The sequence below is a fragment of the Rhizobium ecuadorense genome (genome assembly GCF_001187535.1).
Classification (GTDB): Bacteria; Pseudomonadota; Alphaproteobacteria; order Rhizobiales; family Rhizobiaceae; genus Rhizobium; species Rhizobium ecuadorense.
On sequence record NZ_LFIO01000871.1, the window covers coordinates 1 to 21,487 of the forward strand.

At 59.9% G+C, this 21,487-nt stretch carries 17 protein-coding genes; 5 read left to right on the forward strand and 12 right to left on the reverse strand.

What is annotated here, in order from left to right; translation table 11 throughout:
- Nucleotides 1-130 precede the first annotated feature (130 nt).
- Nucleotides 131-2,086 carry an acetate--CoA ligase gene (gene acs / locus AF337_RS14950; RefSeq protein ID WP_049732642.1) on the reverse strand — a complete coding sequence of 652 codons (1,956 nt, stop codon included), beginning with the start codon at nt 2,084-2,086 and terminating at the stop codon, nt 131-133.
- Between the two features lie 229 nt (nt 2,087-2,315).
- Between acs and AF337_RS14955 the strand changes: the two genes are divergently transcribed.
- Nucleotides 2,316-3,023, forward strand: coding sequence for a DUF1013 domain-containing protein (locus AF337_RS14955; RefSeq protein ID WP_003583207.1), 708 nt, complete (start codon nt 2,316-2,318; stop codon nt 3,021-3,023).
- Between the two features lie 77 nt (nt 3,024-3,100).
- Here the strand turns inward: AF337_RS14955 and AF337_RS14960 are convergent, their stop codons facing one another.
- The 3 genes from AF337_RS14960 to AF337_RS14970 all read right to left on the reverse strand — a co-directional run bounded on the left by AF337_RS14960 (nt 3,101) and on the right by AF337_RS14970 (nt 6,942).
- A complete protein-coding gene (locus AF337_RS14960) occupies nt 3,101-4,036 on the reverse strand; it encodes a flagellin N-terminal helical domain-containing protein (RefSeq protein ID WP_049732643.1) in 936 nt (311 codons plus the stop codon).
- 256 nt (nt 4,037-4,292) lie between these two features.
- Nucleotides 4,293-6,203 carry a propionyl-CoA synthetase gene (locus AF337_RS14965; protein WP_049732644.1) on the reverse strand — a complete coding sequence of 637 codons (1,911 nt, stop codon included), beginning with the start codon at nt 6,201-6,203 and terminating at the stop codon, nt 4,293-4,295.
- 79 nt (nt 6,204-6,282) lie between these two features.
- Entirely contained in the window at nt 6,283-6,942 is a 660-nt protein-coding gene (locus tag AF337_RS14970; protein WP_049732645.1) for a YggS family pyridoxal phosphate-dependent enzyme, read from the reverse strand.
- 201 nt (nt 6,943-7,143) lie between these two features.
- Here AF337_RS14970 and leuS point away from each other — a divergent pair, with 201 nt between their 5' ends.
- Genes leuS through holA form a run of 3 tightly spaced genes read left to right on the forward strand, consistent with a single transcriptional unit; the run spans nt 7,144 to nt 11,336 of the window.
- Entirely contained in the window at nt 7,144-9,774 is a 2,631-nt protein-coding gene (gene leuS, locus AF337_RS14975) for a leucine--tRNA ligase (RefSeq protein ID WP_049732646.1), read from the forward strand.
- Nucleotides 9,764-10,285: an LPS assembly lipoprotein LptE gene (gene lptE, locus AF337_RS14980; protein ID WP_049732647.1), complete on the forward strand. Its 522-nt coding sequence runs from the start codon at nt 9,764-9,766 to the stop codon at nt 10,283-10,285. The genes leuS and lptE overlap by 11 nt, the downstream gene beginning before the upstream one ends.
- A 10-nt stretch (nt 10,286-10,295) precedes the next feature.
- On the forward strand, nt 10,296-11,336 hold the full coding sequence (gene holA, locus AF337_RS14985) for a DNA polymerase III subunit delta (RefSeq protein WP_049732648.1): 1,041 nt from the start codon (nt 10,296-10,298) through the stop codon (nt 11,334-11,336).
- 152 nt (nt 11,337-11,488) lie between these two features.
- On the opposite strand, the gene AF337_RS14990 is transcribed toward holA, so the two are convergent.
- The 8 genes from AF337_RS14990 to hemE form a co-directional block, all read right to left on the reverse strand.
- Nucleotides 11,489-12,370, reverse strand: a complete 882-nt coding sequence (locus AF337_RS14990; protein ID WP_049732649.1) for a ParB/RepB/Spo0J family partition protein — start codon at nt 12,368-12,370, stop codon at nt 11,489-11,491.
- 25 nt (nt 12,371-12,395) lie between these two features.
- Nucleotides 12,396-13,190, reverse strand: coding sequence for a ParA family protein (locus AF337_RS14995; protein ID WP_003571440.1), 795 nt, complete (start codon nt 13,188-13,190; stop codon nt 12,396-12,398).
- Nucleotides 13,191-13,209: 19 nt separating this feature from the next.
- On the reverse strand, nt 13,210-13,827 hold the full coding sequence (rsmG, locus tag AF337_RS15000; protein WP_049732650.1) for a 16S rRNA (guanine(527)-N(7))-methyltransferase RsmG: 618 nt from the start codon (nt 13,825-13,827) through the stop codon (nt 13,210-13,212).
- Between the two features lie 21 nt (nt 13,828-13,848).
- Nucleotides 13,849-15,726: a tRNA uridine-5-carboxymethylaminomethyl(34) synthesis enzyme MnmG gene (gene mnmG / locus AF337_RS15005; protein WP_049732651.1), complete on the reverse strand. Its 1,878-nt coding sequence runs from the start codon at nt 15,724-15,726 to the stop codon at nt 13,849-13,851.
- A 65-nt stretch (nt 15,727-15,791) separates the two neighbouring features.
- Nucleotides 15,792-17,111: a tRNA uridine-5-carboxymethylaminomethyl(34) synthesis GTPase MnmE gene (gene mnmE, locus AF337_RS15010; RefSeq protein ID WP_193393624.1), complete on the reverse strand. Its 1,320-nt coding sequence runs from the start codon at nt 17,109-17,111 to the stop codon at nt 15,792-15,794.
- Nucleotides 17,112-17,213: 102 nt separating this feature from the next.
- Complete coding sequence (gene rho, locus AF337_RS15015; protein WP_003589536.1) at nt 17,214-18,479, reverse strand: transcription termination factor Rho; 1,266 nt, start codon at nt 18,477-18,479, stop codon at nt 17,214-17,216.
- A 199-nt stretch (nt 18,480-18,678) separates the two neighbouring features.
- Nucleotides 18,679-19,221, reverse strand: a complete 543-nt coding sequence (gene hemJ / locus AF337_RS15020) for a protoporphyrinogen oxidase HemJ (protein ID WP_184340531.1) — start codon at nt 19,219-19,221, stop codon at nt 18,679-18,681.
- Nucleotides 19,218-20,249, reverse strand: coding sequence for a uroporphyrinogen decarboxylase (gene hemE, locus AF337_RS15025; RefSeq protein ID WP_049732653.1), 1,032 nt, complete (start codon nt 20,247-20,249; stop codon nt 19,218-19,220). Before hemE ends, hemJ begins: the two co-directional genes overlap by 4 nt.
- A gap of 400 nt (nt 20,250-20,649) precedes the next feature.
- Between hemE and AF337_RS15030 the strand changes: the two genes are divergently transcribed.
- On the forward strand, nt 20,650-21,471 hold the full coding sequence (locus tag AF337_RS15030; protein WP_049732654.1) for a pyruvate, water dikinase regulatory protein: 822 nt from the start codon (nt 20,650-20,652) through the stop codon (nt 21,469-21,471).
- The last annotated feature ends 16 nt before the right edge of the window (nt 21,472-21,487 follow it).

Genomic DNA, 21,487 nt, shown 5'->3' on the forward strand with positions numbered 1-21,487 from the left:
AGTAGAATCAACACCGTGCGCCCTGTCCACTCTTTTTAAACCGGACAGCCGTGGCACAAGGCCGAGCATGACGGAGGAGACTTTGTCAACAAACTGAGGCCGCTCCAACAAGAGGGAACGGCCTTGTTGTTTAAGCAGTCGCCTTGTTCTGCCGGTTGGCGATCAAATCGTCGACGACGGCCGGATCGGCGAGCGTCGAGGTATCGCCGAGCGCGCCGAAATCGTCTTCGGCGATCTTGCGCAGGATGCGGCGCATGATCTTGCCGGAGCGGGTCTTCGGCAGACCGGGCGCAAACTGGATCTTGTCGGGCGCGGCGATCGGGCCGATTTCGGCGCGCACATGTTTCACCAGGTCCTGGCGAAGCGTGTCCGTTCCTTCGTGGCCGGCCATCAGCGTCACATAGCAGTAGATGCCCTGGCCCTTGATCGGGTGGGGATAACCGACGACGGCGGCTTCCGACACCAGATTGTGCGAGACGAGCGCGGATTCGACCTCCGCGGTGCCGAGCCGGTGGCCGGAGACGTTGAGCACGTCGTCGACACGGCCGGTGATCCAGTAATAGCCGTCGTCATCGCGCCGGCAGCCGTCGCCGGTGAAATATTTCCCCTTGTAGGTGGAGAAGTAGGTCTGGATGAAACGCTCGTGATCGCCATAGACGGTACGCATCTGGCCCGGCCAGCTGTCGGTGATGCAGAGATTGCCGTCGGCAGCACCCTCCAACACCTTGCCCTCATTGTCGACCAACTGCGGTTTGATGCCGAAGAACGGCACGGTCGCCGAGCCGGGTTTCAGATCGATGGCGCCGGGCAGCGGCGTGATCATGTGGCCGCCGGTTTCCGTCTGCCACCAGGTATCGATCACCGGGCAGCGCTTGTCGCCGACGACATTGTAATACCACTCCCAGGCTTCCGGGTTGATCGGTTCGCCCACAGTGCCGAGCAGGCGCAGCGACGAACGCGAGGAACGGGTGACGAAGTCGTCGCCGGCCCCCATCAGCGAGCGGATCGCCGTCGGCGCGGTATAGAAGATGTTGACCTTGTGTTTGTCGATGACTTCCCAGAAACGGCCCTGGTCAGGGAAATTCGGCACACCCTCGAACATCAGCGTCGTCGCGCAGTTGGCGAGCGGCCCATAGACGATATAGGAGTGGCCGGTGACCCAGCCGACATCGGCCGTGCACCAGTAAACGTCGCCGTCATGATAATCGAAGACATATTCATGCGTCATCGCCGCATAGACGAGATAACCGCCGGTCGTGTGCAGCACACCCTTCGGCTTGCCTGTTGAACCTGACGTATAGAGAATGAACAGCGGATCTTCCGCCTTCATCTTCACCGGCGGGCATTCCGGCTTCACCGTGGCGATCTCCTGGTGATGCCAGAGATCGCGGCCCGGCGCCCAGCCGGTCTTGCCGCCGGTGCGGCGCACGACCAGCACCTTGCTGACATGCACATGCTGGCGGGCGGCGATATGGATCGCCGTATCGGTATTGTCCTTCAGCGGCACCGGCTTGCCGCCGCGAAGACCTTCGTCGCAGGTGATGACGAAGGTGGATTCACAGTCGACGATACGCCCGGCGAGCGCTTCGGGCGAGAAGCCGCCGAAGACCACCGAATGCACCGCGCCGATGCGGGCGCAGGCGAGCATCGCGTAAGCCGCTTCCGGGATCATCGGCATATAGATGGTGACGCGGTCGCCCTTCTTGACGCCGTGCTTCTTCAACACGTTCGCCATCCGGCAGACGTGTTCGTAGAGCTCGTTATAGGTGACCTTCTTGTCGATATAGGGATTGTCGCCTTCCCAGATGATCGCCACCTGGTCGCCATTGGTCTTCAGATGGCGGTCGATGCAATTATAGGAGACGTTGGTCTGGCCGTCTTCGAACCACTTGATCGAGACCTTGCCGGTAAAGGACGTGTTCTTGACTTTGGTATAGGGCTTGAACCAGTCGATCCGCTTGCCGTGTTTGCCCCAGAACTTGTCCGGGTTCTCAACGCTTTCCTCGTACCATTTCAGGTACTTTTCCTTATCGATCAGGGCGCGCGCCTTCACCGGCTTCGTGACCGGATAGATCTTCTCCGACATGCAACTCCTCCTCATGGAACATGCGACGGGCCGCGTGGGTTTAGGGCCCGGATTTCAAATCACGGCAATTCATAGCAGCTCGCATCGTGGCGGCAATTAGACAAAGGTCATTTCATTTCGGAAGAATTGCAATTCTGCGACAGTGCGGTTATATAGCGGCATATTTCCCGGACATTGTGGTGACAATCCACGGACCGCGACCGGCGCGGACGATAGAAGGACTATATCCATGGCTCAAACACTGCTCATGCCGAAGGCGACCGCCATCTGGCTTGTCGACAACACGGCACTGTCTTTCGATCAGATCGCGCAGTTCTGCAAACTGCATCCGCTCGAGGTCAAGGCGATCGCCGACGGCGAAGCGGCGCAGGGCATCAAGGGCCTCGATCCGATCTCGACCGGACAGCTCTCCCGCGACGAGATCGCCCGCGCCGAAGCCAATCCGAACCACAAGCTGAAACTTTCCGAACCCAAGGTGCGCGTGCCGGAATCCAAACGCCGCGGCCCGCGTTACACGCCGGTTTCCAAGCGTCAGGACCGCCCGAACGCCATTCTCTGGCTCGTTCGCAACCATCCGGAGCTGAAGGACGCGCAGATTTCCCGCCTCGTCGGCACCACGAAATCCACCATCGAGCAGATCCGCGAGCGCACCCACTGGAACTCCGCCAACCTGGCGCCGATGGATCCGGTAACGCTCGGCCTCTGCAGCCAGATCGATCTCGACATGGAAGTGGAAAAGGCTTCCAAGGGCCGGCCGCTGCCGACCGCCGCCGAGCTTGGCGCGACGCTGCAATCGGCCCAGGAAACCGAGCGCCTGAGCCCGAGCTACGAGCGCGAGGAAGAAAAGGAAAAGGAAATCGACGCCGACGCCGTCTTCCGCAAGCTGAGTTCGCTGCGCTCGGCGCCGAAGGACGAAGACGACGACGATCAGTACTGAGAGATCAACGACCTCATGAAAAGCCCCGCCGATATGAGCTGATCGGCGGGATTTTTTGTTGCGGGTTGCCTGTCGGTTTAGCTGCGGAACAGGGTGAGGATGTTCTGCGCCGAGCTGTTGGCGATCGACAGCGACTGGACGGCGAGCTGCTGCTGCGTCTGCAGCGCCGAGAGCCTGCTTGATTCCTCTTCCATATCGGCATCGACCAGGCGGCCAACGCCGGAGTCGATCGAATCGTGAAGCCCGTTGACGAAATTTTCCTGCAGCTGGATCCGGGTCGAGATCGAGCCGAGCGCCGAGCCGGCGGCAGTCATGGCGCCAAGAACCAGTTCGACGCCGGTCAAGGCTGCGTCGAGCTGGCCCTGGGTGAAGCCGGTAATGTCGAGATCGTAGATCGACGCCATGACGATGACGGTGCCGCCATAGGTTCCGTTGAAGGCGGTACCGATGATACCGCTGCTCGTCTCGATCGCACCCGTGCTCGTCATGCCGAAAAGCACGTTTCCGAGCGAGCCTGAATCGAGCACATAGTCCGTCATCTTCACCGAAACGGCGTTGCTGCCGTCGCGCACGAAGGAGGAAACCACGCTCTTCGTACCATCAGCGCCGGCGACCCAGTTTTCACCGGAGAAAGACGCCGATTGGGCAATGCTGAGCAGCTGCTCCTGCAGCTGGTCGAGTTCCTGCTGGATCTTGGTCTTGTCGACGCCTTTTTCCGTGGCGGCAACAATCTTGGCCTTGATGTCGCTGACGACGTCGAGCGCGCTGTCCATGGCCGAATAGGCGGTATCGACCTTGGCCGCGCCGAGACCGAGCGCATCGGAGACGGCCGAAAGTGCCTTGTTGTCAGAACGCATGGTGGTGGCAATCGACCAGTAGGCGGCATTGTCAGCCGCCTTTTCGACACGATAACCCGAGGAAACGCGACCCTGGGTGTCCTTGAGGCCGTCGTTTACGCCGCGCAAAGTCTGCAGCGCTGCCATGGCAGCGTTGTTGGTAAGGATGCTTGTCATGATCCGTTCCACAATCTTGGGAGAAAGGGCATTCCGGACCACAGCGCCGCGCGTCTTTTCAGACGCGCAAAGGACGCTGCAGCACTTCAACTGCTGCATAATTTTGTCCTTAAATCGATTCCGATTTAAGGAATTATGCAGCAGGCCGGTAACGGCGACCGCGTCATGCAAAGCCTGCTATGCAAGCCCTTGCCGTTAACAAACCCTTGCATCACATGGTTAACAATTCCTCAATTAGGCTTGCGGAATGTTAATTTCACATCGGCAGAGAGCCCAAACCGCGCCCGCGCAACGCCTCAGCAATTTCCTCCAAAACCGTTGGATCATCGATGGTTGCGGGCATTTTCCAGGGTATGCCGTCGGCGATTTTCTGCATCGTGCCGCGCAGGATCTTGCCGGAGCGTGTCTTCGGCAATCGGTTAACGGTGATGGCCATCTTGAAGGCGGCGACAGGCCCGATCTGATCGCGAATCATCGCCACCACCTCTGATTCGATCGCCGTCACCTCGCGGGAAACATTCCGTTTCAGCACCAGGAAACCGCACGGCACCTGGCCCTTCAACCTGTCGATCACCCCGATCACCGCGCATTCGGCGACATCGGGATGACGGGCGCAGACTTCCTCCATCGCCCCGGTCGAAAGCCGATGACCGGCGCAATTGATGATGTCGTCGGTGCGCGACATGATGAACAGATAACCGTCCTCATCGACATAGCCGGCATCGGCGGTCTTGTAGGTGCCAGGAAACTCGTCGAGATAGGCCGACCGGAAACGGTCGTCCGCGTTCCAGAGGGTCGGCAGGCAGCCGGGCGGCAAGGGAAGCTTTATGACGATATTGCCGAGCGTTCCCGGCTCGATCGGATGGCCGGCATCGTCGAGCACGGCGATGTCATAGCCGGGCATCGGCAGCGCCGGCGAACCGTGCTTGACGGGAAGGGCGCCGAGGCCAAGCGGATTGGCGGCGATCGGCCAGCCGGTCTCCGTCTGCCACCAGTGATCGATGACGGGTACGGCGAGCATGCGCTCCGCCCATTTCAGCGTCTCCGGATCCGCCCTCTCGCCGGCAAGAAACAGCGCCCGCAGATCCGGCATCGGATACCGCCGCATCAGTTCCCCGTCGCCATCCTCCCGCCGGATGGCGCGGAATGCCGTCGGCGCCGTGAAGAGCACCCGCACCTGATATTCGGACACGATACGCCAGAATGCGCCGGCATCCGGCGTGCCGATTGGTTTACCCTCGAAGATCAGGGTGGTGACGCCTGAAATCAGCGGCGCATAGACGATATAGGAATGTCCGACGACCCAACCGATATCCGAGGCCGTCCAGAAGACCTCGCCCGGTTTCAGCCCATAGATATTCCGCATCGACCAGTGGAGCGCGACCATATGACCGCCATTATCGCGCACGACGCCCTTCGGCTGGCCGGTGGTGCCGGAGGTATAGAGGATGTAGAGCGGGTCGGTCGCCTTGACCGGAACACAGGCGACCTCGGCGCCGCGATGCTGCGCCACCGCCGCCTCGAAATCCTGATCGCGGCCGCTGACGAGATCTGCCCGGAGTTCCGGCCGCTGCAGCACCAGACAGCGCTCCGGCTTCAAACGCGCCATCTCGACCGCCTGGTCGACGAGGGGCTTGTAGGCGACGATGCGGCCGGGTTCGAGCCCGCAGCTCGCGGTGATCACCAGCTTCGCACCGCAATCGTCGATGCGGGCGGCAAGCTCGCTGGCGGCAAAACCACCGAAAACGACGGAGTGAACCGCGCCGATGCGGGCGCAGGCGAGCATCGAAAACACCGCCTGTGGAACCATCGGCATATAGAGGATGACGCGATCGCCACTGCCGATGCCGAGATCGACCAGCGTCGCGGCGATGGCCTTCACCTCGTCAAGGACGTCGTCATAGGTGAAACGGCGCTTCTCGCCGGTCATCGCACTATCGAAGATCACCGCCGTCTCGCCGCCGCGTCCGGCAGCGACATGCCGATCCAGGCAATTATAGCAGGTATTGGTCTCGGCCCCTGAGAACCAGCGGCCATAGACGCCATCATTTGGCGAAAACACCCGCTCCGGCGGCTTGAACCAGTCGATATCGGCCGCGGCTTCGCGCCAGAAGGCTTCGGGATCGCGTTTCCAGGCCGTATAGGCCTGATGATAGCCGTTCTGCATCTGCTCCTCCCCAGGAATGCAAGCCTCGATTAATCTAGGCAGCGGGAAGGGGAACGGGAAGCCCGACCAAAGCAGAGTATCAGCGCGCGCCGAAAATCGCGGAACCGACGCGCACGCTGGTGGCGCCGAAGGCGATTGCCGTCTCATAGTCGCCCGACATGCCCATCGACAGTTTTTCGACGCGGCATGTGAGCGCGAGCTTTGCCAGCAGGGCGAAATGCGGCCCGGGATTTTCCTCCGCCGGCGGAATGCACATCAGACCTTCGATGGAAAGACCGAGCTCGTCGCGGCAGAGGGTGACGAAAGCTAGCGTGTCGTCAGGCGCAATGCCGGCCTTCTGCGGCTCGAGCCCGGTATTGACCTGGACGTAGAGCCGCGGCCTCTTGCCCCGCCGCTCCATCTCCTCGGCCAGCGCGCGGGCGATCTTTTCCCGGTCCACCGTCTCGATGACGTCGAAAAGCGCCACCGCATCCGCCGCCTTGTTCGATTGCAGCGGTCCGATCAGATGCAGCACGATATCCGGCTGTTCGGCCTTCAGCGCCGGCCACTTGCCCTGGCTCTCCTGCACCCGGTTCTCGCCGAAGACGCGCTGGCCGGCGTCGATGGCCGGGCGGATCGCCTCCGCCTCGAAGGTCTTCGACACCGCGACGAGCTGAACGGAACCCGCAGCGCGGGCTGCCTGGCGTTCACCAGCCGCGATCCGCGACCGCACGTCGTTCAACCGCTCTTGAAGTTCCATCGTTCTGCCTCGACATACCAGCATGAAAGGATTGGCAATGAACTAACCAGCCAATCTGTGCTTGCCAAGACCCGCTCTCGCGAAATCGCCTGGCCGCAACGAAGATCGGGCGCTTGCAGCGCCTGCAAAACTTGACGCTACGGTGGTTTCATGGTGAAGGTCTCGACCAACCTCCCCTGATTTTCCGGAATTTCGAATAACATGGCCACCGAACGTTATAATCCGCGCGATGCCGAGCCCCGCTGGCAGCAGAAATGGAACGAAGACAAGGTCTTCGAGACCGACAATTCCGATCCGCGCGAAAAATATTACGTCCTCGAAATGTTCCCCTATCCGTCGGGGCGCATCCACATGGGCCATGTCCGCAATTACGCCATGGGCGATGTCGTCGCCCGCTACAAGCGCGCCCGCGGTTACAATGTGCTGCATCCGATGGGCTGGGACGCCTTCGGCATGCCGGCAGAGAACGCCGCCATGGAGCGCGGCGTGCATCCGGCCTCCTGGACCTACCAGAATATCGGCTCGATGAAGGCGCAACTGAAGGCCATGGGGCTGTCGCTCGACTGGAGCCGCGAATTCGCCACCTGCGACGTCGAATATTACCAGCACCAGCAGCATCTCTTCCTGGATTTCCTGGAGAAAGGCCTGGTCTACCGCAAGCAGTCGAAGGTGAACTGGGACCCGGTCGACAACACCGTGCTCGCCAACGAGCAGGTGATCGACGGCCGCGGCTGGCGGTCCGGCGCGCTGGTCGAACAGCGCGAACTGACGCAATGGTTCTTCAAGATCACCGATTTCAGCCAGGATCTGCTCGATGCGCTGGATACGCTCGACCAGTGGCCGGAAAAAGTGCGCTTGATGCAGAAGAACTGGATCGGCCGTTCGGAAGGCCTGACGGTCCGCTGGGAGATCGTGCCGGAAACGGCGCCGGCCGGCGAAACCGAAATCACGGTCTATACCACCCGGCCGGACACGCTGTTCGGCGCCTCCTTCCTGGCGATTGCCGCCGATCATCCGCTGGCGAAGGATGCCGCCGCCAAGAATGCCGACATCGAGGCCTTCTGCGAGGAGTGCCGCCGCGCCGGCACCTCGCTCGCCGCCCTCGAAACCGCCGAGAAGAAGGGCATGGATACCGGCATCCGCGTCCGCCATCCGCTCGATCCCTCCTGGGAACTGCCCGTCTATGTCGCCAATTTCGTGCTGATGGATTATGGCACCGGCGCGATCTTCGGCTGCCCCTCGGGCGACCAGCGCGACCTGGATTTTGCCCGGAAATACGGCCTGCCGGTCGTGCCCGTGGTCATGCCGAGGGATGGCGATGCGGCGAGTTTTTCCGTCGGCGACACAGCCTATGACGGCGATGGCGTGATGATCAATTCGCGCTTCCTCGACGGCAAGACGACCATGGAAGCCTTCAATATCGTTGCCGACCGGCTGTCGGCGGCTTCGCTCGGCAATGCGCCGCAGGGCGAGCGCAAGGTTAATTTCCGTCTGCGCGACTGGGGCATTTCCCGGCAGCGTTATTGGGGCTGCCCGATCCCGGTCATCCATTGCGATGATTGCGGCGTCGTGCCGGTGCCGAAGAAAGACCTGCCGGTCAAGCTGCCCGACGACGTTACCTTCGACCAGCCGGGCAATCCGCTCGACCGTCATCCGACCTGGCGGCATGTCTCTTGCCCGACCTGCGGCAAGGACGCCCGCCGCGAGACGGATACGATGGACACCTTCGTCGATTCGAGCTGGTATTTCACCCGCTTCACCGCGCCCTGGGAAGGAAAGCCGACCGATCCTGAGGCGGCTAACCGTTGGCTGCCGGTCGACCAGTATATCGGCGGCATCGAGCATGCGATCCTGCATCTGCTCTATTCCCGCTTCTTCACCCGCGCCATGCGCGAGACCGGCCATGTCGCCGCCACCGAGCCTTTCAAGGGTCTCTTCACCCAGGGCATGGTGGTTCATGAGACCTATAGCCGTGGGGCCGGGAGCAGCCGGGAATGGGTGGCGCCGGCCGACCTCCGTATCGAGGAGCTCGACGGCAAACGCCGCGCCTTCCTGCTGACTTCGGGCGAGGAGATCGCCATCGGCTCGATCGAGAAGATGTCGAAGTCGAAGAAGAACGTCGTCGATCCCGACGATATCATCGCCTCCTACGGCGCCGATACCGCCCGTTTCTTCGTTCTGTCCGACTCCCCACCGGAGCGTGACGTCATCTGGTCCGAAGCCGGCGTCGAAGGCGCCCATCGTTTCACCCAGCGTCTGTGGCGGTTGATTTCCGAGGCCGCGGAACCGCTTTCCGCGGTCGCGCCTGCGCCGGCGACCGAGGGGGAAGCACTGTCGATCTCGCAGGCCGCCCACAGGACCCTGAAGGCCGTCGAGAACGATTACGACAAGCTCTGGTTCAACAAGGCCGTCGCCCGAATCTATGAACTGGTCAACGCGCTGGCGGCGCCGATGACCAGGGTCGCGGCGGGCGAGGGTGATGCGACATATCGCGCAGCGGTGCGCAATGCCGCCGAGATCCTCATTCAGCTGGTCGCGCCGATGACGCCGCATCTGGCTGAGGAATGCTGGACAGCGCTCGGCAATGACGGGCTGCTTGCCCGGACCGGCTGGCCGCGATACGACGAAACGCTCGTCATCGAAAACGATGTCGTCCTGCCGGTCCAGATCAACGGCAAGAAACGCGCTGAATTGACAATTTCTCGCGACGCAGATCAGAATGCCGTCACCGACGCCGTGCTGAATCTGGATGCGGTGAAGAACGCGCTGAACGGACAGGCCCCGAAGAAGATCATCGTGGTTCCCCAAAGGATTGTGAACATTGTCGTCTGATATCGCTTGCAAGCTGGCTCGCAATGCCGGCATCGCCATGATCCTTGCCTCCGCGGCTTTTCTCTCTGCCTGCCAGGTCCGGCCGCTTTATTCGGAAAATTCCGGCTTGACCGAAAAGCTTGCCTCGGTCGGCTTTTCCCCGGCGGGCAGCCGGGTCGAGCAGCAGGTCCGCAATCACTTGATCTTCCTGGCATCGCGTGGTGCCGGCGAAGCTGAAAAGCCGGACTATCAGGTCGACTTGCACGCCACCTCCTCTGTGGCCGACACGCTGCTGACGGAATCGGCCGATACCTCGCGCGCCGGCCGTGTCACGGTTACCGTCACCTACACGCTGCGCGCCACGATCGACAACCACGTCATCAAGGCCGGCAACCGCGCGACCACGGCCCTGGTGGATTTCCCTGACCAGGAATTCGCCAAGCAGCGGGCGATCCGGGATGCCGAGAATCGCGCGGCCGATCAGGTGGCGGAATTCGTCGGGGCCGATATCGCCGCTGCACTCAGCCGCTGAGGGCGGAGATGTGGCGGAGATAAAATCCCACGAATTCGAAACCTTCCTGCAGAAATCGGCGCGGAACTACCGGATCTTCGTCATTTACGGGCCGGACCGCGGCCTCGTGTCCGAACGTGCCGGTCTGCTTGCCGGCAAGACCGGTGTCGCCCTCGATGATCCCTTCTCACTGACCAAGCTCGATATCGGTGACCTGCAGAAAGATCCCGGACGCTTGCTCGACGAAGCGCAGTCCATCGGATTGTTCGGTGGCGAGAAACTGATCTGGATCCGCGGCGCCGCCAATGAAAAATATCTTGTCGATCCCCTGGCGGTGCTGGCCGACAAGCCGCTCGAAGCCGCCCATCTGATCGTCGAAGCCGGAGACTTGAAGAAAGGTTCCCTGCTTCGCAAGACGGCCGAGGCTGCGCGATCGATCATGACGATCCCATCCTATGCCGATGACAGCCGCGCCCTGAATGCCCTGATCGATACCGAATTGAGCGCAGAGAAGCTCGGCATCACGCCGGCCGCCCGCCAGGCGCTGATCGCCTTGATCGGCGGCGACCGCATAGCTTCACGCAACGAGGTGCGCAAACTCGCTCTCTATTGCCGCGGCGTCCAGACGGTGGAAGAACATCACGTTACCGAAATAATCGGCGACGCCAGTGCGATCTCGGTTGACGATGCCGTCGATGCGATCTTGAGTGGCGATCTCAACGGTTTTCTGCACGCCATGCAGAAGATCAGCAGCTCGAAAACCGCGATCTTTCTCGTGTTGCAGGCCTGTCTGAAGCAGTTTCAGCTTCTCGATACGATGCGCGCCGAAATGGAAGAAAAACGCCTGCAGGCGCCTCAGATCATGCAGACGCTGGGTCGTCATCTGCATTTCCGCCGCAAGCCGATCATCGAGCAGGCGCTGCGCCAATGGACCGCGGAAAGCATCGCACGTGAATCCAATCGCTTGCAGGCCGCCATTCTGCAAAGCCGACGGCGACAGGTGCTGGAAGACAGCGTTGCGATGCAAACGCTTCTGTCCACCACCCTTCAATCCGGCCGTAAATCCGCCTGACCAAATCTCTGTTATGCGATGTCCACCCCGAAGCGCTGGACGTCCGGACGACGGGCGTTAAAGCACGCCGCAATCTTTTAGAATCGCTCGCGCTTTAGCTCTTTATTTTCTCGCATGTCGCTGCGGCACAAAAGCGTTTCGCGCAATAGACGTCAGCGCCTTTCAAGCAGTCGGCAGATTTCTTCGAGCTGCTCCAGCGACTTATATGAAATTTTGATCTGGCCGCCGCTCGTCTTGTGATTGATCGCAACATCGAGACCGAGTGCATCGGACAGCGTCCGCTCCAAAGCCAGCGTGTCCGAATCCTTTTGATCCCGCCGCGAGGCGGCCAACTGCGGTTCGGATTGTGCTTTGATATTGTTTTGCGCCAGCTTTTCCGCGTCACGCACCGACATGCCCTTGGCGACGATGGTGCGAGCAAGACCCGCCGGGTCCGGCGTCGAAACCAGCGCACGCGCGTGCCCGGCCGAGAGGCTGCCGGCGGCCAGCAGATCGCGAACCGGATCGGGCAGCTTCAACAGGCGCAAGGAGTTGGCGACGTGGCTGCGGCTTTTGCCGATGATTTCGCCGAGGTCGTTCTGCGTATAACCATATTCAGCAATCAGCTGCTCGTAACCCAGCGCCTCTTCCAGCGGATTGAGATCAGCCCGCTGTACGTTTTCGACAATGGCAATCTCCAGCGCCGTCTTGTCATCCACATCGCGGACAATGACGGGGATCTCGATCAACCCCGCCAGTTGGGCGGCGCGCCAGCGTCGCTCGCCGGCAATGATCTCATATTGATCCCGGCCCATCGTCCGCACGACGATCGGCTGCACGATCCCATGTTGACGAATGGAGCTGGCAAGATCATGCAGCTCGGTGTCGTCGAAGAAACGACGAGGATTGCGGGGGTTGCGACTGACGAACTCGATCGGGATCATCCGGTCGGCACTGATCCTCCGCTCAGCTTCCACCGGAACAGGCTGATCCATTTCGCCAATCAGCGCCGCGAGGCCACGACCCAATCGCCTTTTTGATACATCGTCATTCATGACAAACTCACCCCTACAATGATAATCACGCGGCCAGTCTCTGGCGCTCGCGTTGGATGACCTCCGAGGCAAGCTGCAGATAGGCCTGACTGCCTGCACATTTCAAATCATAGAGAATGGCCGGCTTGCCGTAGGAGGGCGCCTCGGAGACCCGCACGTTGCGCGGAATTAACGTGTGGTACACTTTTTCGCCGAGATGCGTGCGCACATCATTGACCACTTGTTGGGCAAGATTGTTACGTGCATCGAACATCGTCAGGACGATTCCCTGAATATCCAGGCGCGGATTGACCGTCCGGCGAACCTGGCTGACGGTCTCGAGCAATTGGCTCAGCCCCTCCAGCGCGAAGAATTCACACTGCAGCGGCACCAACACCGAATGGGCTGCTGCCATCGCATTCATCGTCAGCAGGTTGAACGAAGGCGGGCAATCCAGAAGAATATACGAAAATGCCATGGCTTCGGGCGAGGACAGGGCCTTACGCAATTTGAACACCCGATCGCTCTGCTGCGAGATTTCCATCTCGACGCCGAGCAGATCCATCGTCGACGGAACGATGAACAGATTGGGCACCGCCGTTTCCAGCGTCACCTCGGTGATCCCGCGTTCGCCGACCATCAGATCATAGGAGGAAAGCTTACGATCCCGACGGTCGATACCGAGACCGGTACTGGCATTGCCCTGCGGATCGAGATCGACGATCAGGACCCGCTCGCCAATAGCAGCGAGCGCCGTTGCCAGATTGATGGCGGTGGTCGTTTTGCCAACGCCACCCTTCTGATTTGCGATGGTGATAATCCGGTGTCGTTCGCCAGCCATTGCCGCAATATCCGATCTGTTAAACCAAGCGCCGGAGATTTGATACTTCCAAAATAACAGATTCCTGCTCGACGGCGCTTCTATGTTCTAACAGATCGAATTCCCACCGACCACGTGCTTTGTCGATTTCCCTCAGGTAATCCCGGCCTTTATGAAAAAAGCCGCGACAATCTTTCGTCCCCAGCATCCAGACGGCGGAATAGTCGAGAAGCCCGTCGAGGTCGGCGAGCGCCCGCGCCGAAATCGCCTCGCACACGCCAATCTCCGCATGAGCATCCTCGATTCGCGTGCTGTGCACGCTGCCGCGGGCGTTTGTTTCCCGCAGCGCTGCCCTGAGAAAGGCTGCTTTCTTATGGTTGCTCTCGACCAGATGCACCCATCCGTCCTGCAGCTCGGCCAGAAAGATCGCCGTGATGACTCCGGGGAAACCACCGCCGCTGCCGAGGTCGACCCAGGTGACCGGCTTTGGATGGATCTGAAACACCTGACTGCTGTCGGCGATGTGCCGGTTCCAAAGATCGTCAAGCGTCGACGGTCCCACCAGATTGATGGCTTTTGCCCACTTCTGAAAGAGTGCCGCGAAGTGCTGCAGCCGTTCCTGTGTTTCACGTGAAACACGCAAGCCGTTTAATTGCATTCTGAAAGTCTCTCAAATTTATCAAGCGCTGTGACGCACAGGAGAGTTGCGTCGACGTAAATGCACGAGCAGCAACGCGACGGCGGCGGGGGTCATTCCCTCGACGATCGCAGCCTGGGCAATGTTGAAAGGGCGTGCCGCCCCGAGCTTGGCTTTAAGCTCATTCGAGAGCCCGGACAGCGCGGCGTAGTCGAAATCGGCCGGTATATGCCGGTCTTCGTCGCGCTGCTGATCGGCAATCGCCGCGGCCTGTCGATCCAGATAGACGGAATAACCCGCTTCAATTTCCAAGGCTTCCGCCGTCTTGCCTGAAATCGTTCCCAGCTCTTCAGGCCAGACTTTCCGAAGGGTGTCGAAATCATAATTTGGATAGGAGAGCAGGTCATAGGCCGTTCGGCGTTGACCGTCGAGATTGATGTTCAAACCAACGCGTCGCGCCTCGGTCGGCGTCACAGTCAGTGACTGCAGCAGCCTCCGACCAGCCTCAATATCTGCCTGGTAGCATGTGAATCGCTGTTCCCGTTCCCCGCTCACACATCCAAGCCGCATCGCCAGCGGCGTCAGGCGGATATCGGCGTTGTCGGCTCGCAGCGTCAGTCGATATTCCGCCCGCGATGTGAACATTCGATACGGTTCCGTAATGCCGCGCGAGGTGAGGTCGTCGATCATCACCCCGATATAGGAGTTTGTGCGGCTAAAATGAAACGGATCCGAATCGCTGCTTCGCAGAGCAGCATTCAGCCCGGCGGCCAGACCCTGGGCGGCCGCCTCTTCGTAACCCGTGGTGCCGTTGATCTGGCCGGCAAGAAACAGGCCTTTCAGCCGTTTGACTTCGAGCGAAGGCGTCAGTTCTCTTGGATCGACATGATCATATTCGATCGCATAACCCGGCTGAATGATTCTCGCCCTCTCCAAACCAGGAATCGTCTTGATGAAATCTGCCTGCACCTCCGCCGGCAGCGATGTCGAGATGCCGTTCGGGTAAACGGTATCATCGTCCAGACCTTCGGGCTCCAGAAAGACCTGATGTCCGTCGCGCTCGCCGAACTTGACCAGCTTGTCTTCGATAGACGGACAATAACGAGGGCCGACGCCTTCGATCTGACCGGAATACATTGCCGACCGCATGATGTTATCGACAATGATGCGATGTGTCGCCTCGGTCGTCCGGGTGACTCCGCATTCGATCTGCGGCGTGGCTATCGCGTCGGTCATCAGTGAGAAGGGGATAAGCTCCGCGTCGGCGCCCTGTCGGCCGACGGCCTGCCAGTCGATGGTCTTTCCGTCCAGCCGTGCCGGTGTCCCGGTCTTCAGCCGTCCCAACCGCAATCCAAGCCTGGCCAGGGTGGCCGACAGTCCGATCGACGGTGCTTCGCCGACACGGCCAGCCGGCGTCTTTTCCGAACCGATATGAATAAGGCCGCGGAGAAAGGTACCTGTCGTCAGAACAACGGCCGGCGCCGTCAGCACCTGGCCATCTTTCATGATCACGCCGGCCACGCGGCCGTCCACGACCTGCAGATCGAACGCATCGCCCTCGATAATATCCAAACCGGCTGTTGCCTCGATCGCCGCCAGCATCGCCATACGATAGAGTTTTCGATCGGCCTGGGTCCGAGGTCCGCGCACGGCTGCGCCCTTTTTCTTGTTCAGCATCCTGAACTGGATGCCGGCGACGTCGGCAACGCGACCCATGAGCCCGTCCATCGCGTCGATCTCGCGGACCAGATGGCCTTTACCAAGCCCGCCAATTGCGGGATTACAGGACATGACGCCGATCGTGTCACGTCGATGTGTTACCAAAGCGGTTTTGGCGCCGAGGCGCGCGGCCGCGCTGGCAGCCTCCGAGCCGGCATGGCCGCCGCCTATCACAATGACATCATAGATATTGTCGGTCATCCGAGACTCCAAATCCGGCAGTCGTATCACCTGAGACCTAGCATATACCGGGTGTTTCACGTGAATCACTTGCCGATACAAAACTCCGAGAAGATCACCCCGAGCAGCTGTTCCACATCCACTCTGCCGGTAATTCTCCCCAAATATTCCGCAGCAACGCGAAGCTGTTCCGTCCGCAGCTCTAGATTAATGTCCGTCGCCGATATCGCCAATTCAAGCGCCGCCAAACATTTCGTGAGCGAATCCTTATGCCGTTGCCGACTGGGGACCGCCATGGACAGGCCGGTAAACCGCGTCGCGACGTTCTTGCCGATCAGCTGTCGCAATTCCGGCAAGCCATCACCGGTTGCCGCCGAGATCTGCAGATCGTAATGAGCCGAGACGGCATCCCCAAGGTCCTTCTTCGTCCCGACAGTAACATGCGGCAAAGCCGGGTCCAAGTCGTCGGGGAGTAAGGGGTTCGTCATGTCGAGCAGCAGCAGCACGAGATCGGCATCGCGAAGCGCAACACGGGCCCGCCGCACACCCTCCATCTCAACACGATCATCCGCCTGACGAAGACCTGCCGTGTCATAGAGCTTGATCAGATAGCCATCAATATCGAGATCGACCTGCAGGATATCGCGGGTGGTTCCGGCTATCTCGGTGACAATGGCCACGTCGCGCTGAGCCAGAGCGTTCAGCAGGCTGGATTTCCCGGCGTTCGGGGCACCGGCGATCACCACTTTGAAGCCGTCCCTGATGATCTCTCCCGCCGAAGCTGCCGCGAGATGCTCGCCGATATCGTGGCGCAGCCTTTCCATATCGGCCCAGACCATCTCGGACACCGAACCGGGGACGTCGTCCTCGTCGGCAAAATCGAGTTCCGCCTCGATCAATGCGCGGGCGCGCGTCAATCGTTCCGCCCACGAATCGTAAATGAGGGACACCCCGCCGGCGCTCTGTTCGACAGCAAGCCGTCGCTGCATCTCGGTTTCGGCACCGATGAGATCGGCCAAGCCTTCGACTTCGACGAGATCAAGCTTGCCGTTTTCAAAAGCCCGGCGGGAGAACTCACCTTCAACCGCCATTCGAGCGCCTGGAACATCGCCAAGCTCTTGAAACAACGCCGCCAGCACGGCTTTGCTGCCGTGCAGCTGCAGTTCGGCCACGTCTTCGCCGGTAAACGAGTGTGGTGCGGGAAAGAATAACACCAGGCCGTTATCGATCGGTTGATTGTTACGAGTCCGAATTGTTCGACGCGATGCATACCGCGCTCTCGGAACTGATCCGATAAGCCCGACCAAGATCTCCTTGGTTAACGGGCCGCTAATTCGAACGACCGACACACCAGAGGGCGTGGCACCGCTCGACAGCGCAAAGATCGTATCATGCAACATTCCAATATCGCCTGTTTCGGTTCCAACCCGAATCGATCGTGCCAAACAGAAAAGCTGGCGACATCGTTCGGATGCCCCCAGCTTCTGTAGGATGAATCCGGCTAAGGATTATGTATTCATCGAGTCGAAGAAGTCGGAATTGTTCTTCGTCTGCTTCAGCTTGTCGATCAGGAATTCGATCGCATCGGTTGTCCCCATCGGCGCCAGAATGCGGCGAAGCACGAAGATCTTCTGCAGATCCTGGCGAGGAACGAGCAGGTCTTCCTTGCGCGTGCCGGACTTCAGAATATCCATCGCCGGGAAGATGCGCTTGTCGGCGACCTTGCGGTCGAGGACGATTTCCGAGTTGCCGGTGCCCTTGAACTCTTCGAAGATGACTTCGTCCATACGGCTGCCGGTGTCGATCAGCGCCGTGGCGATGATCGTCAGCGAACCGCCTTCCTCGATGTTGCGCGCGGCGCCGAAGAAGCGCTTCGGGCGCTGCAGCGCATTGGCGTCGACACCGCCGGTCAGCACCTTGCCGGAGGAGGGAACGACGGTGTTGTAAGCGCGCCCAAGACGGGTGATTGAATCGAGCAGGATGACGACGTCGCGTCCATGTTCAACAAGACGCTTGGCCTTTTCGATGACCATTTCCGCCACCTGGACGTGGCGTACAGCCGGTTCGTCGAAGGTCGAGGAGATGACTTCACCGCGGACGGAGCGCTGCATGTCGGTCACTTCCTCGGGGCGTTCATCGATCAGCAGAACGATGAGATAGCATTCCGGATGGTTTGCCGTGATCGAATGAGCGATGTTCTGCAGCAGCACGGTCTTACCGGTGCGCGGCGGTGCGACGATCAATCCGCGCTGACCCTTGCCGAGCGGCGCCACCAGGTCGATCACCCGCGGCGACAGATCCTTGGAAGTGGGGATCTCGAGTTCCATCTTGAAGCGCTCGTTCGGATAGAGCGGCGTCAGATTGTCGAAATGCACCTTGTGACGGATCTTTTCCGGATCGTCGAAATTGATGGTGTTGACTTTCAGCAGCGCGAAATAGCGCTCGCCTTCTTTTGGTCCCCGGATCGGTCCTTCGACCGTATCGCCTGTTTTGAGCGAGAACCGGCGAATCTGCGACGGCGAGATATAGATATCGTCCGGACCCGGCAGGTAGTTTGCATTAGCCGACCGCAGAAAACCGAAACCATCCTGCAGAACCTCGACGACCCCTTCGCCGATAATTTCGACATCCTGGCTGGCGAGCATCTTGAGGATCGCAAACATCAGCTCCTGCTTGCGCATCGTGCTGGCATTCTCGACCTCGAGCGATTCGGCGAAAGCCAGAAGATCCGTCGGGGATTTGCTTTTAAGTTCCTGAAGCTTCATTTCAGCCATGAAGTGACCAATACTCTTTTCAATTTTGCAGGGGAAAGGCGATGTTGGGTCGTATTCGGTACTGCGAAAGGGCTCGCAGACGACTGAACTCTACACACATGCCACGTAGATGAGGTGCGCGGAAAATAGCGACTCGTTATCGCCGCCGCAAGAGGGCTGCTTAAAATGAAGCAAATTTAACCTGAGGGCGATTTTCGCCTCAGAACGGCTTCACCACGACGAGGATCACGATCACGATCATCAGCAAGGTCGGCGCCTCGTTCATGAAGCGCCAATAGCGCGCGGAGCGGCGATTTTCATCTCGCTCGAAGGCTCGGACGGCGCGGCTGAAAAACATATGAACACCGGTCAGCAGCACGACGAGGCCGATCTTGGCATGCAGCCAGCCGCCCTGGAATCCATAGACCGACCAGGCAAGATAGAGGCCGAAAATCCATGTCAGCATCATCGCCGGCGTCATGATGACCCGAAGCAGCCGGCGCTCCATCACCTTGAAAGTTTCCGATTGCACCGAACCCGGTTCGGCATCGGTGTGGTAGATGAACAGCCGCGGCATATAGAACAACCCGGCCATCCAGGAAATCACCGCGATGATGTGGAGCGCCTTGATCCAGAGATAGAGATTGTCCGGGTTCCAGGCGAAAAGCCCGACCGCCATCAAGGCGAAGAAAGCCAAAGCAAAATGGGCGCGCCGGCGGGCATAGGCGCCGGGCCGGCGATCGGTCTGCTTTTCCACCGTCACGTCGACCCCCGCACGCGATCGACCAGCAGGCGCACATGCTCGGGATCGGCCTGTGGCGTGATGCCGTGGCCGAGATTGAAGATCAGCGGTCCAGGGCCGAGATGCTGCAGAATATCGTCGATACCCTCTTCCAGCGCCCGGCCGCCGGCAACGACGCGCATTGGATCGAGGTTGCCCTGAACCGGTCCATCCTTCTGCAGTTCGGCGGCAAAGGCCAAAGGCACCGACCAATCGAGGCCAATCGCATCGGCACCGGTCTTCTGACGATATGTCTTCAGCTGATAGCCAGCGCCCTTGGCAAAGGCGATGATCCGCGCGTGCGGCCGCTGCGATTTGACCGAAGCGATCATTCGCGCAACCGGCCTGATCGCGAACGCCTCGAACTCCCTCTCGCCGAGAACGCCGGCCCAGGAATCGAAGATCTGCACCGCGTCGGCGCCGGCATCGATCTGCGCGACCAGATAGTCGGCCGAGACGTCGGCAAGCAGCATCAGCAGATGTTCGAAGGCGCGGGGATGGCGATAGGCGAAGAGACGGGCAGGGGCCTGATCCGGCGTACCGTGACCGGCGATCATATAGGTCGCAACCGTCCAGGGCGCGCCGCAGAAGCCGAGCAGCGTCGTTTCATCAGGCAGCTCCTCACGCAACCGCCGCACCGTCTTCAGAACCGGCTGGAGATAATCGACAACCTCTTCCCCGCTCAATCGACCAATACCGGCTTCATCGATCGGATCCATCTCCGGGCCATGGCCCTCGGTAAAGCGGACATTCCGTTTCATCGCGTCAGGAATGACCAGGATATCGGAAAACAGGATCGCCGCATCAAAGCCATAACGGCGGATCGGCTGCAATGTCACTTCGACGGCGTAATCGGGCGTGTAGCAGAGATCGAGGAAACTTCCGGCCTTTGCCCGCGTCTCCCGATATTCCGGGAGATAACGCCCAGCCTGCCTCATCAGCCAGAGAGGAGGAGGGGAGAGGCTTTCGCCATCGAGAACCCTCATGATCTTTCGGCGCGTTTCGCTCAAGCGCTTCTTCCCTATAAAAAATCAAAGATATTTTAAAAGGTTTCTATTTCTTAGAGTCGGTGTCTATCAAGGATTAAAATCTATCCACCGCCGACGCCATTTGTCGCGTGCCCGTAAAAAATCTTGGAAGCATTTCACAATTCTGCGGAAAGTTCGGGGAGAAGCCGAATCTGAAAATGATTCCAAATCCTTCCGGACAGGTGATTTTTCTTGTCGCTGTGGATAAGCTGTGGAGCTGGTCTCAACAAATCAACCTGTTCCCCATCATCCACAGGGCCCGCCGAAACCGATCCGCAAAATTCGAAATGTGGATAAAGAGGCATGTTTTCCCTTGCCGGGAGCTGCCTCCCCGCCTTAGCTCTCTTTCATCCAGTGTTTTCAACAGGCAGCGGAAAATAGCGTGGAGAACAGAACGAACTTCTTTCATCTGCATCTGATTTCTGACTCAACCGGAGAGACTCTGATCTCTGCCGGCCGCGCCGCATCGGCACAATTCAGATCCGCTCAGCCGATCGAACATGTCTATCCGCTGATCCGCAACCGCAAGCAGCTGCTGCCGGTTCTGCAGGCGATCGATGACGCCCCCGGCATCGTGCTCTATACGATCGTCGACCGGGAGCTTGCCAGTCTGATCGACGAGCGTTGCGTCGAGATGGGTGTCGCCTCTGTGAATGTGCTGGAGCCTGTGATGAACGCGTTCCAGATCTATCTCGGTGCACCCTCGCGCCGTCGCGTCGGCGCCCAGCATGTGATGAATGCCGGCTACTTCGCGCGTATCGAAGCGCTGAATTTCACCATGGATCATGACGACGGCCAGATGCCGGACGATTACAATGACGCCGATGTTGTCATCATCGGCATCAGCCGCACGTCGAAAACACCGACCAGCATCTACCTCGCCAACCGCGGCATCAAGACGGCGAACATTCCGATCGTGTATGGCGTGCCATTGCCGGAAAGCCTGTTCGTCGCGACCAAGCCGCTGATCGTCTGCCTGATCGCCACCACCGACCGTATCTCCCAGGTGCGCGAAAATCGCATCCTCGGCGCCACGCATGGCTTCGATCGTGAACATTATACCGATCGCGCCGCGATTTCCGAGGAGCTGAAATATGCCCGCTCGCTCTGCGCTCGCCATAACTGGCCGCTGATCGACGTGACCCGCCGCTCGATCGAAGAAACCGCCGCGGCAATCGTTGCCCTGCGCCCGAAGCTGCGTTAAGCGCTGACCGGCAGTC

What these genes read in the sequence shown, in the direction of transcription:
- rho (WP_003589536.1), bottom strand. Translation starts at nt 18,479, where the DNA reads ATGGCTGAAATGAAGCTTCAGGAACTTAAAAGCAAATCCCCGACGGAT.
- AF337_RS14955 (WP_003583207.1), top strand. Translation starts at nt 2,316, where the DNA reads ATGGCTCAAACACTGCTCATGCCGAAGGCGACCGCCATCTGGCTTGTC.
- acs (WP_049732642.1), bottom strand. Translation starts at nt 2,086, where the DNA reads ATGTCGGAGAAGATCTATCCGGTCACGAAGCCGGTGAAGGCGCGCGCC.
- leuS (WP_049732646.1), top strand. Translation starts at nt 7,144, where the DNA reads ATGGCCACCGAACGTTATAATCCGCGCGATGCCGAGCCCCGCTGGCAG.
- rsmG (WP_049732650.1), bottom strand. Translation starts at nt 13,827, where the DNA reads ATGCAATTAAACGGCTTGCGTGTTTCACGTGAAACACAGGAACGGCTG.
- AF337_RS14990 (WP_049732649.1), bottom strand. Translation starts at nt 12,370, where the DNA reads ATGAATGACGATGTATCAAAAAGGCGATTGGGTCGTGGCCTCGCGGCG.
- AF337_RS14995 (WP_003571440.1), bottom strand. Translation starts at nt 13,190, where the DNA reads ATGGCTGGCGAACGACACCGGATTATCACCATCGCAAATCAGAAGGGT.
- AF337_RS14965 (WP_049732644.1), bottom strand. Translation starts at nt 6,203, where the DNA reads ATGCAGAACGGCTATCATCAGGCCTATACGGCCTGGAAACGCGATCCC.
- AF337_RS14970 (WP_049732645.1), bottom strand. Translation starts at nt 6,942, where the DNA reads ATGGAACTTCAAGAGCGGTTGAACGACGTGCGGTCGCGGATCGCGGCT.
- mnmG (WP_049732651.1), bottom strand. Translation starts at nt 15,726, where the DNA reads ATGACCGACAATATCTATGATGTCATTGTGATAGGCGGCGGCCATGCC.
- AF337_RS14960 (WP_049732643.1), bottom strand. Translation starts at nt 4,036, where the DNA reads ATGACAAGCATCCTTACCAACAACGCTGCCATGGCAGCGCTGCAGACT.